Annotated in this window: 10 protein-coding genes and 2 riboswitches; of the genes, 7 read left to right on the forward strand and 3 right to left on the reverse strand. The window is 69.2% G+C overall.

The features are described 5' to 3' along the window. The first annotated feature begins 55 nt into the window (after positions 1-55). The 5 genes from chvE (at position 56) to ACTIMO_RS04935 (ending at position 6,516) form a co-directional block, all read left to right on the forward strand. Entirely contained in the window at positions 56-1,174 is a 1,119-nt protein-coding gene (chvE, locus tag ACTIMO_RS04915; protein WP_448181646.1) for a multiple monosaccharide ABC transporter substrate-binding protein, read from the forward strand. Positions 1,175-1,291: 117 nt separating this feature from the next. Further along, positions 1,292-2,821, forward strand: coding sequence for a multiple monosaccharide ABC transporter ATP-binding protein (gene mmsA, locus ACTIMO_RS04920; protein WP_448181647.1), 1,530 nt, complete (start codon positions 1,292-1,294; stop codon positions 2,819-2,821). A gap of 4 nt (positions 2,822-2,825) precedes the next feature. Then, positions 2,826-4,061 carry a multiple monosaccharide ABC transporter permease gene (mmsB, locus tag ACTIMO_RS04925; RefSeq protein ID WP_082471137.1) on the forward strand — a complete coding sequence of 412 codons (1,236 nt, stop codon included), beginning with the start codon at positions 2,826-2,828 and terminating at the stop codon, positions 4,059-4,061. A 200-nt stretch (positions 4,062-4,261) separates the two neighbouring features. Beyond that, a complete protein-coding gene (locus ACTIMO_RS04930; RefSeq protein WP_448181648.1) occupies positions 4,262-4,816 on the forward strand; it encodes an RNA polymerase sigma factor in 555 nt (184 codons plus the stop codon). After that, on the forward strand, positions 4,813-6,516 hold the full coding sequence (locus tag ACTIMO_RS04935; RefSeq protein WP_448181649.1) for a hypothetical protein: 1,704 nt from the start codon (positions 4,813-4,815) through the stop codon (positions 6,514-6,516). The genes ACTIMO_RS04930 and ACTIMO_RS04935 overlap by 4 nt, the downstream gene beginning before the upstream one ends. Here the strand turns inward: ACTIMO_RS04935 and ACTIMO_RS04940 are convergent. The 3 genes from ACTIMO_RS04940 to sfnG form a co-directional block, all read right to left on the reverse strand. Continuing rightward, a complete protein-coding gene (locus ACTIMO_RS04940; RefSeq protein WP_448181650.1) occupies positions 6,513-7,016 on the reverse strand; it encodes a CoA-binding protein in 504 nt (167 codons plus the stop codon). The two genes, ACTIMO_RS04935 and ACTIMO_RS04940, sit on opposite strands and share 4 nt — an antisense overlap. Then, positions 7,013-8,392 carry an O-acetylhomoserine aminocarboxypropyltransferase/cysteine synthase family protein gene (locus ACTIMO_RS04945; protein ID WP_422391127.1) on the reverse strand — a complete coding sequence of 460 codons (1,380 nt, stop codon included), beginning with the start codon at positions 8,390-8,392 and terminating at the stop codon, positions 7,013-7,015. The genes ACTIMO_RS04940 and ACTIMO_RS04945 overlap by 4 nt, the downstream gene beginning before the upstream one ends. Next, complete coding sequence (gene sfnG / locus ACTIMO_RS04950; RefSeq protein WP_448181651.1) at positions 8,392-9,570, reverse strand: dimethylsulfone monooxygenase SfnG; 1,179 nt, start codon at positions 9,568-9,570, stop codon at positions 8,392-8,394. Before sfnG ends, ACTIMO_RS04945 begins: the two co-directional genes overlap by 1 nt. Further along, positions 9,564-9,667, reverse strand: a riboswitch (SAM riboswitch). It overlaps the preceding gene by 7 nt. Positions 9,668-9,771: 104 nt before the next feature. Here sfnG and ACTIMO_RS04955 point away from each other — a divergent pair. Together ACTIMO_RS04955 and ACTIMO_RS04960 are read left to right on the forward strand one after the other, a co-directional pair. Next, positions 9,772-10,047, forward strand: a complete 276-nt coding sequence (locus ACTIMO_RS04955) for a hypothetical protein (RefSeq protein ID WP_448181652.1) — start codon at positions 9,772-9,774, stop codon at positions 10,045-10,047. A gap of 135 nt (positions 10,048-10,182) precedes the next feature. Next, positions 10,183-10,358: riboswitch (cyclic di-AMP (ydaO/yuaA leader) on the forward strand. A gap of 3 nt (positions 10,359-10,361) precedes the next feature. Next, a complete protein-coding gene (locus ACTIMO_RS04960; protein ID WP_055765421.1) occupies positions 10,362-11,252 on the forward strand; it encodes a C40 family peptidase in 891 nt (296 codons plus the stop codon). Position 11,253 lies beyond the last annotated feature (1 nt).

Below are 11,253 nucleotides of genomic sequence, written 5' to 3' on the forward strand. Positions count from 1 at the left end.
CCACTCCCCGAAAGCCGGCACTGCCGCCGGAAACCACTCACAAGAAAGTTCCACCATGAATCGGAAATACCTGGCCGGCATCGCGGCCGCCAGCATCCTGACCCTCAGCCTCACCGCCTGCGGTGGAAGCAGGGGCGGCGGCGACGACGCCGCTGCGGAGGGCGGCTCCAACGAGGGCGCCAAGATCGGTGTGGCCATGCCCACGCAGCAGTCGGAGCGATGGATCGCCGACGGCGAGAACGTCAAGAGCCAGCTGGAGGACCTCGGCTACGAGGTCGACCTCCAGTACGCCAACGACGACATCCCCACCCAGGTCAGCCAGATCGAGAACATGATCAACGGCGGCGTGAAGGCCCTGGTCGTCGCCTCGATCGACGGCACCACGCTGACGAGCGTGCTGGACCAGGCGGAGGAGCAGGACATTCCCGTCATCGCCTACGACCGCCTCATCAACGGCTCCGACACCGTGGACTACTACACCACCTTCGACAACGAGGAGGTCGGCGTCCAGCAGGCCACCTCCCTCCTGACGGGCCTCGGGATCCTCGACGCCGAGGGCGCCGAGACCGGCGAGGAAGGGCCGTTCGACGTCGAGCTCTTCGCCGGCAGCCCGGACGACAACAACGCGACCTTCTTCTGGGACGGCGCCATGAAGACCCTCCAGCCCTACCTCGACAGCGGCGTGCTGCGCGTGCCCAGCGGCCAGACCGAGTTCGAGCAGGCCGCGATCCTCCGCTGGCTCCCCGACACCGCGCAGGACCGCATGGAGGACCTCCTCACGGTCGGTGGCGGTGAGCAGCTCGAGGGCGTCCTGTCGCCCTACGACGGCCTGTCCATCGGCATCATCTCGGCCCTGACCTCCGGCGGCTACTCCGCGGACGACCTCCCGGTCGTCACCGGCCAGGACGCCGAGGTCGGCTCCGTGAAGTCGATCATCGCCGACGAGCAGTACTCGACGATCTTCAAGGACGTCCGCGAGCTCGGCAAGCAGGCCGTCACCATGGTGGACGCCCTCATGAAGGGCGAGGAGCCCAAGGTCAACGACACCGAGACATACGACAACGGCGAGAAGATCGTCCCGTCCTACCTGCTCGAGTCGCAGATCGTCACGGTCGACAATTACGAGGCCGCGCTCGTCGAGACCGGCTACTACACCGAGGACGAGCTCAAGTAGCCGTCCCGCAGCACCCATGATGCCTGTGGCTCCGGACCGACCCTGGTCCGGAGCCACAGGCGCTGTACCTCGCCCGGCCCCTGCCGGGACTTCCACTCAAGTAAGCGAGGCTCGACCATGGCGGAGAACATCCTCAGGATGCGCCGCATCACCAAGACCTTCCCTGGCGTGAAGGCACTGCAGGACGTCAACCTCGACGTCGCGCGCGGAGAAGTCCACGCGATCTGCGGGGAGAACGGGGCCGGCAAGTCGACCCTCATGAAGGTGCTGTCCGGGGTCTACCCCCACGGCACGTACGACGGCGACATCGAGTTCGAGGGCGGGGTCGTCGAATTCAAGGACATCCGCGACAGCGAACGCGACGGGATCGTCATCATCCACCAGGAACTGGCCCTGTCCCCGTTCCTCTCCGTCGCCGAGAACATCTTCCTCGGCAACGAGCGCGAGAAGCGCGGGTTCATCGACTGGAACGAGACCAACCTGGAGGCGGCCAAGCTCCTCCGCCGCGTGGGGCTCGACCTCAATCCCGTGGTCCGTGCCGGTGACATCGGCGTGGGGAAGCAGCAGCTCGTGGAGATCGCGAAGGCGCTGTCCAAGAACGTCAAGCTGCTGATCCTCGACGAGCCCACCGCAGCCCTGAACGACGAGGATTCCGCGCACCTCCTCGGGCTCGTGAAAGGACTCCGCAAGGAGGGCATCACGAGCATCATCATCAGCCACAAGCTCAACGAGATCAGGGCGATCGCGGACTCCGTGACGATCCTCCGTGACGGCCGGACCATCGAGACGCTGAGCCTGCACGACGGCTCCGTCACGGAGGAACGCATCATCAAGGGGATGGTCGGCCGCGACATGGCAAGCCGCTATCCCGACCGCACACCGGTGATCGGCGAGGAGGTGCTCCGCGTCGAGGACTGGACGGTGCACCACCCGCAGGAGTCGGCCCGCGTGGTCGTCGATGCGGCCAACCTCTCCGTGCGCGCCGGCGAGGTGGTCGGCATCGCCGGCCTCATGGGTGCAGGCCGCACCGAACTCGCCATGAGCATCTTCGGCCGCAGCTACGGCTCGAACATCACCGGGACGCTCTACAAGAACGGTGCTCCGATCACGGCGCGCACCGTCGGCGAGGCGATCCGGCACGGCATCGCCTACGCCACGGAGGACCGCAAGAAGTACGGCCTCAACCTGATCGACGACATCAAGCGCAACGTGTCCGGTGCCGCCCTCGGCAAGCTCGCGAAGCGCGGCTGGGTCGACAGCGGCCGTGAAGCCGTCGTCGCCGGCGACTACCGGCGGTCCATGAACATCAAGGCCCCGACGGTCGCGGCCATCACCGGCAAGCTCTCGGGCGGGAACCAGCAGAAGGTGGTGCTCTCCAAGTGGATGTTCTCGGACCCCGACGTCCTGATCCTCGACGAGCCCACCCGCGGGATCGACGTCGGCGCCAAGTACGAGATCTACACGATCATCAACCGCCTCGCCGCCGAGGGGAAGGCCGTCATCGTGATCTCCTCCGAGCTGCCCGAGCTGCTCGGCATCTGCGACCGCATCTACACCCTCGCCGAAGGCCGCATCACCGCGGAAGTGCCCATCGGGCAGGCGACCCCCGAACTCCTCATGCAGTACATGACCAAGGAAAAGGACTGACTCCATGGCTACCACCGTCAAGGACCCCGCGGTGACCGCGCCGCCACCTCCCGTGAAGCACGGGCTGGCCTTCCTCACGAGCCGGCTGCGGCAGATCGGCATCTTCGTCGCCCTCATCGTCATCGTCGCCCTGTTCCAGGTGCTGACCGGCGGCGCGCTGCTGATGCCGGACAACGTCTCGAACATCATCGTCCAGAACAGCTACATCCTGCTCCTGGCCATCGGTATGGTCATGATCATCGTCGCCGGGCACATCGACCTGTCCGTCGGATCGGTGGCGGCCTTCGTCGGTGCCATGTCCGGGATCATGGTGCAGGACTGGTCCTTCCCCTGGTGGCTGGCCTTCATCGTCTCCCTCGTCATCGGCGGACTCGTGGGCGCCTGGCAGGGTTTCTGGGTGGCCTACGTCGGTATCCCGGCCTTCATCGTGACCCTCGCAGGCATGCTCGTCTTCCGCGGGCTCACGCAGATCGTCCTCGAGAACCAGCGCATCACCGGATTCCCCGAGGAGTACCGCCAGCTCGGTGGGGGCTTCCTGTTCCCCGGACTCTTCCCGGCGGAGACCAACATCCTCGACTGGACCACGGTGGGCCTCGGCGTGATCGCCGTCGTCCTGCTCGTGGTCAGCCAGCTCCGGGGGCGGGCCACGCGTGCCCGCCTCGCCCTCGAGGACGAGCCCGCGGCGTGGTTCTTCACGAAGCTGGCGTTCATCGCCGTCCTCATCCTGGGACTGACCTACCTGCTGGCCGGTTCCCGCAGCGGGACGCCGATCGTGCTGGTGGTGCTCGGGATCCTGATCGTCGCCTACAGCCTCGTCATGAGCAACAGCGTGTTCGGTCGCCACGTCTACGCCCGTGGTGGCAACCTCCAGGCGGCCCAGCTCTCCGGCGTCAACACCAAGCGGATCGACTTCATGCTCTTCGTGAACATGGGCGTGCTCGCGGCACTGGCGGGACTGATCTTCACCGGCCGGCTCAACTCCGCCGGCCCGGGTGCGGGCAACCTCTTCGAGCTCGACGCCATCGCGGCGGCGTTCATCGGCGGGGCGGCCGTGACGGGCGGGGTGGGAACGGTCATCGGTGCCATCACCGGCGGCCTCATCATGGGCGTGCTCAACAACGGCATGTCCCTGCTGGGCGTCGGCATCGACTACCAGCAGTTCATCAAGGGCATGGTGCTGCTGCTCGCCGTCGGCTTCGACGTCTTCAACAAGCGCCGCGCATCCAGCGCCCTGAAGTAGGCGGGAAGAAAAAACCGGAGAGGGCGTAACCTTCCCGTCCCGCCCGTCGATTACCAGGATGTAAGCGCCGCACCGAGGCTTATCCCCCAACGGGCCTCGGTGCGGCCTTTTCTTTGCCGCAGGCCTTCGAGGCCGGAGCCTGCGGGTGGGACAGAGCGGTTACGATGGTGTCGCCGCCCCGCCCGAACAAGGAATAGACCGTGGTCACACCGCTGCCTGAGGATGCGCTCACCCGCGCTCAAGCAGGCGAACCCGCGGCCTTCTCCCTCCTCTACCAGGCGCTCGGTCCGGCAGTGCTGGGATACTTCGCGGGGCGCGGCTCCGAGGATCCGGAAGCCCTGACCCAGGAGGTGTTCCTCACCGTCTTCTCGAAACTCGACACCGTGGCAGGGGGGCTCGCCGGACTCCGGACCTTCACGTTCTCCGTCGCGCACGCCCGCTACGTGGACGAGGTGCGGAGGAGGGCCCGGACACCCGTGGTCGTCGGCTACGAGGCGGACGGTGACACGCGGCTGACGGACTCCGCCGAGACCGTGGCCCTCGGGCAGCTCGACCTCGGAGGTGCGGGAACCATGCTCGCCCAGCTCAATGACGATCAGCGTGATGTGCTCCTGCTCCGCATCGTCGCCGAACTGCCGATCGACCAGGTGGCCGGGATCCTGGGGAGATCGGCGGGATCGGTCAAGCAGTTGCAGCGGCGGGGACTGCTCAAGCTGAAGGAACTCGTACAACCCAACGAATCGGACGCGCTATGACTGGTCATGACACCCCGTCGCCGGACCCCGTGCTGCCTCTCCTCCAGGAGTCCGGCATCCCCGAGGACCCGGCCCTCGTCCGCGCCCTCGGGATCGTCCGGGACCTCGCCGCAGGCCCCGCGCCCGACGCGTCCGCAGCCCTGGCACAGCTCATGGCCGACGGCGGCAAGGCAGTGCAGGGGCGGCGCCACAAGCGCCGCATCACCTTCATCGGCGGTGCACTCGCCGTCTCGATGGGAGTCGGGATGTCCGGCGTCGCCGCGGGCACGCTCCACTTCCCCCAGGGGATCGGTGACGCCGTCGAGTCGATCACCCGCTTCTCCATCCGCGACAGCGCTGATCGCGCCGAGCTCGGCCCTGCCCCGCTGGTCCAGGCCGGTGCCGGCAGGGCGCCGTCCGGTCCGGCCGGCGGCGCGCCCCTGACGCTTCCGGCCGCACCACCGCCGGCACCTGTCACGGCCCCGGCCCCCGGTGGTCCTGCAGCCGGGCCGGGAGCGGGTGACGCCCTGCCCGGCGGAGCGCCCGCCCCACGCGACAGGGCTCCCGGTGCATCCCCCGGTGGTGCAGGAGCTCCGACGAGCGTGCCCGCCTCGGTGTCGGGTGCTGCTCCCGCCGCGGCGTCGGTTCCCGCCGTGCGGTCCGTCGTCGCCCCCTCGTCCCCGATGCCGACCGCGGCTGCGCCGGCCGCCACCTCGCCGGGCAGTCCGACGACGGCGGGAGCGAACCGCGTACCCGGAACCCGGGCGCCCGCGCCCGCGCCCGGGACGACCACCGCGCCGGGCCGGCCACCGGGTGCCCCCGGTCCCCGTCAGGAGCGCCCGGCGCCGGGGCCGGGCAAGGCCATGCCCGGCGTCCCGGCCGGTCCCCCGGACAAAAACGCCGGCACGAAGGCTGTCCGCGAGCAGGCTCGGCGCATCGGCGATCCCGGGCTCCGGGGGTCCACGCACGCGGTCCATCCCGATGGTGCTCCGACGTCGCCGCACGCCGCGCCGACGCCCGGCCCGCAGCACCGCTTCCTGCTGATGGCGCCTGTCGAGCCATGGGACGGACCGGTCCTGTCCGCCCCGCTGTGGGAGGAGGATCCGTGGCTGTACACGTTCGTCGCCGACCCGGGAATCGATGACGGGACCTGGTGGAGCCTCCCCGCGGACGCTCCGGTGCCGGTCGATCCTGCAGCTGCGCCGGAGGAAGCCCCGGTGCGCGACGGGACACTCCACCACGGTCCCGTCGACGCCCCGGTGCCTGGGGTGACTGCTGTGCCCGACGCTCAGGTCGATGCTTCAGCGGGCGTCGCCCCGGCCGGGAACACGGGCGGAGCGGTATCCGTCGACGGCGCGGCTCCCGGTCCGGTCGACCCTGCCGCGCCGGACGACGGATCAGCAGACGCAGCGATCACGGCGCCGGAGGCCGAGACCTCCGGGTCGGGTTCCGTGCCGACCTCCGACGGCGGCACGCTGACGGGACCTGCCATGGCGCCCAACAGTGACGGCCCCGTGCCGGTACCGGCCGGCACCGGAGTGACGACCCCTGGTGTCCCGGGCGTCGTTTCCGCCGCGGACGATGCCGACGCGGACAATGACGACGCGAGCGAAGCTGACGCGGGCGAAGCTGACGCGGGTCATGCCGACGCGGACGATGGCGCCCCGGCCCACGCAGGCGACACCCTAACGGAGGACAGCGCCGCAGCGCCGGCCGGTTAGGACGTGATCTGCCGCTTCGAGGAGATGACTCCGGTGTTGAAGCCCGCGAGGTTGAGTCCGCCGTGGAAGCGCGCGTGCTCGATCTTCATGCAGCGGTCCATCACGACGTCCAGGCCCGCCGCCTCCGCGGAACGCGCCACGTCCTCGTGCCAGGAGCCGAGCTGCAGCCACAGCGTCTTCGCTCCGACGTCGAGGGTCTCCTCCAGCACGGACGGCAGGTCGTCGTGCTTCCGGAACACGTCGACCACGTCGGGGACCTCGGGGAGATCCTTGAGCGACGCATAGGCGGGCTGCCCGAGGATCCGGCCGGCCACCGGATTGACGAAGTACAGGCGGTAGGGCGAGGACGACTGCAGGTAGGTCGCCACGAAGTAGGACGCCCGCGACGGCTTGTCGGAGGCGCCGACGATCGCGACGGACCGGGCGCTCCGGAGCAGGGCGAGCCGCTCGGGCGCCGAGGGCCCCTCCCACGTGCGAGGTGCTGCTTCCGTGCCGCTCATGCTCCCACTCCCACTGCGCGCGTCGCCGACGCGTCGTCGTCGTTCCCGCCCGCCGCTTCCTGCGGGAGGTCGTCGAAGGCCTCGTCCGTCGCATCGACCGCGAGGGCGAGTGCCTGGTCGATGTCCCACAGGATGTCGGCCAGGTCCTCCAGGCCCACGGAGATGCGGACGAGGTCCTCGGGAACGCCCGCCGCGACCAGCTGTTCGGTGGAGAGCTGCTGGTGCGTCGTCGAGCCCGGGTGGATCACGAGCGTCCGGGAGTCGCCGACGTTCGCGAGGTGCGAGGCGAGCTGCAGCGACTCGATGAACTTCTGGCCCGCTTTCCGCCCGCCCCGGATGCCGAAGCTGAACACGGACCCCGGCCCCTGCGGGAGGTAGGTCCTCGCGCGCTCATGGTGCGGGTGGGTGGGCAGGCCTGCGTAGTTGACGTACTCCACGCGGGGATCGGCCTGGAGCCACTGCGCCACGGCGAGGGCGTTCTCGAGGTGCTCGTCGAGGCGCTGGGCGAGCGTCTCGACGCCCTGCAGGAGCTGGAAGGCCGACGTCGGCGAGAGGGACGGGCCGATGTCGCGGAGCTGCTCGGTGCGGAGCTTGGTGAGGAACCCGTACTCACCGAAGTTCGCCCACCACTGGATGTTGCCGTAGGAGGGCACCGGCTCGGTCATCATGGGGAACTTGCCGTTGCCCCAGTCGAACCGGCCGCTCTCGACGATCACGCCGCCGAGGGTGGTGCCGTGGCCGCCGATGAACTTGGTGGCCGAGTGGATGACGATGTCGGCGCCGTGCTCGATGGGCCGCACGAGGTAGGGGGTGCTCAGTGTGGAGTCGACGATGAAGGGGATGCCGGCGTCGTGCGCCACCTTCGCGAGTCCCGCGAGGTCGGAGATCTCACCGGACGGGTTCGCGATCACCTCGGCGTAGACGGCCTTCGTGTTCTCGCGGATGGCCGCTGCGTAGTCCGCCGGGTCGGTCCCCGGCACGAAGGTGGTCTCGATGCCGAAGCGGCGCAGCGTGACGTCGAGCTGGGTCACGGTCCCGCCGTACAACTGGGAGGCCGCGACGATGTGATCGCCCGCCTGGCACAGGGCCGCGAAGGTGATGAACTCGGCACTCATGCCCGACGCCGTCGCCACTGCGCCGATCCCGCCCTCGAGGGAGGCGATGCGCTCCTCGAAGGCCGCGACGGTGGGGTTGCCGATGCGCGAGTAGATGTTGCCGTACTTCTGCAGCGCGAAGAGGTTCGCGGCGTCGTTCGTGTCCTTGAACACGAAGGACGTGGTCTGGTAGATCGGGACGGCCCGCGCGCCGTGCGTCGCGTCGGGGGTTCCGCCGGCGTGGAGAGCACGCGTGCGGAAACCGAAGGAACGTTCTGCCATCAGACACCTGCCTTGCTGGGATGGGTTCCGGTGAGGGTCTCGTCCGGATCGAAGTCGACGCCGGCCCTGCGGGCCGCATCCGCCTCGAGCTCGCGCACGATCGGGAGGATGTCCGTCCCGAAGGCGGCGACCTCCTCCTGGAAGTGCAGGTAGCAGGTCAGGAAGAGGTTGACGCCGATCTTCTTGTACTCGACGATCCGCTCGGCGATCTGCTCCGGAGTGCCGATCAGCTGCGTCCGGAAGCCGTCGTTGTACTGGATGAGGTCCTCGAAGGAGGAATCGGCCCACATGCCCTTGCCGTCCTTCGTGGAGGCGCCCGCTTCCTGCACGGCGTCGCGGAAGCCCTCGACCGCGGGACGGTGGGCCTTGGCCACGATCTCACGGAGCGTGTCACGCGCCTCCTTCTCGGAGTCGCGGGCGATGACGAAGCCGTTCAGCCCGTACCGGGGACGGCGCCCGGCGGCGGTGGCCGAGGCCTGCACCCCGGCGATGTTCTCCCTGAACCCGTCGAGGTCCTTCCCGTTCGAGAAGTACCAGTCGGCGACCCGGCCGGCAGTGGCCTGCGCCGCCGTCGAATTGCCGCCGAAGAAGACTTCCGGGTGCGGGCGGCCGGGGACGTCGACGGGCGGGGGGCTCAGTGTGAAGTCCGTGATGTCGTAGTACTTCCCCGACTGGCTGTAGCCCTGTTCGGTCCACAGGCCCCTGAGCACGCGGATGAACTCCTCCGTGCGGACATAGCGCTCGTCGTGCTCGAGCCACTCGAGGCCGAAGTTCACGAACTCGTCCTTCAGCCAGCCGGAGACGATGTTCACGGCCGCGCGGCCGTTCGAGATGTGGTCGGCCGTGATGATGAACTTGGCCAGCACGCCCGGGTGCCACATCCCGGGGTGGACGGCGGCGATCACCTTGAGTCTCTCGGTCGCGGCGAGGAGGGCGAGCGAGAAGCTCGTGGCCTCGTGCTGCTTGTCCGCGCCGTAGGAGGCGGCGTACCGCGTCTGTGACAGGGCGTACTCGAAACCGGCGTCCTCCGCGATCCGGGCGAGCTTGCGGTTGTAGTCGAAGTCCCAGCTGGTGCGCTGCTCGATGGTCGAGACCACGAGACCACCACTGACGTTGGGGACCCAGTAGGCGAACTTCAGGGGAGTGGACAGGTCGGCGACGCTCATGACTTCCTCCATCGTTCTGGCAGTAGCACCCTACTGTCCCCGTGGTGCACGGGGGCCAGGGTTGCTGCGGCGTCAATGAGCCAGATCTCTCGGCCGCTCGGGATGGTCAAGCACGAGTGTGACATCGGGGTCGCGACAATCCAAACAATGTGTCGCTCTGCGTGGTGCCGGATGTCAGGGCGGAGTCCTGGTCCGTACGCCTAGGGTTGGTGCATGGATCACGGCGGAACCGAGGAGTGGAGGGCTGCTACGCGCGAGCAGGAGCGCCTCCTGTGGAACACCCTGTGCTGGGTCGGTGCCGTCCTCACGCTCGTCCTGGCCGGCAGCATCGTGGCGGCATCGAGTATCGGCGGGACATCCGTCGGAGTGTGGTTCTTCGTGCAGCAGTGCGGCCTGCTGATCCTCAGCGCGACGGGGACCGTGCTCGCCTTCCGCCGGTGGCGTTCCGCGGGATCGCGCCGGGAGCGCGCGCTGCAGGGCGATCGGTGACCGGCGGGAAGGGCAGGATACGCCCCGTTACAGAAATGTGACAAACGCCCGGAGCGCTGGGTACTCTCAGTCGGTGCTCCCGTCCACGTGGGGCGCTCCCGCACGGATTGCCGAGCCCTGCCGCCGATCGGGATACGTCCGCATACACCGAAGGCAGGGACGGGGGAACCATCAGTTCCACCGGACGCGCAGGATCCCTGCACGCGTCCTCGGGGTTAAGTCGCACCGCACCGCCCACCGGCGGTGCCCGCGGCCGGGTGACTCCCATCCGAACCCGACAGCTCACCCCGCAGGCATGGGAGAGGTATAGAACCATGTCACGAATCACTTCACCGGCACGCCACCGCGCGGACGTCGACGGAAACCTCGCGCTGCAGGGCCTGTCCCGCGCCGCGAAGAGCGGAGCCACCGCCGTGGGCCGCCCGGTCGCCATCGTCGCCGTGACGTCGGGCCTCGCCCTCAGCGCCGTCGGCACCGCACACGCCGGCACCTACACCGCCGAGGGCACGACGGCTCCGACCGCCGCGGTCGCCCCCGCTGCCGCAGCAAGCGCCGCGGGCACCGCTTACACCGTCGCCGCCGGCGACACCCTGGGTGCCATCTCGGCCCGCTACGGCGTCGAGCTCACCACGGTCCTGACCGCCAACGGCCTCTCGCTCGCATCGGTCATCTTCCCCGGACAGACGATCGTCATCCCCGCCGCCGGTGCTGCTGTCGCGGCGCCGGCCCAGACGGTGTCCGCCCCGGTCGCCGCAGCACCAGCTGCTCCTGCCGTCCAGCAGGCCGCCGCAATCGCTCCGGCTCCGGCCGTGTCCACGGAAGCCGGATCGGGTGTCTACCTGGCCTCGGCAGCGATCACCCCGGTCGCCGCCGAGACCGCTCCCTCGGGCAACGCCGCGGGCGCCATCCTCGGCTCCGCCCGGGCGCAGCTCGCTGCCGGTGCCGTGCAGGACTGCACCGTGCTGGTCGAGAAGGCCCTGCGCGCGGCAGGTATCTCCGTCGGAGACCTCGGCCCCTCGCAGTTCTTCCAGTTCGGCGCCCAGGTGTCCACCCCCGCTCCCGGTGACCTCGTCATCACGGGCGGCCACGTGGCCGTCTACGTCGGCGGTGGCCAGGTCATCAGCAGCGGCATGAACGGCATCAACGCCACCATGCAGCACCCTCTCTCGGATCTTCCGGGAGCATCCTTCGTCCGGGTGGGCTAAT

The organism is Arthrobacter sp. CP30 (assembly GCF_053470025.1).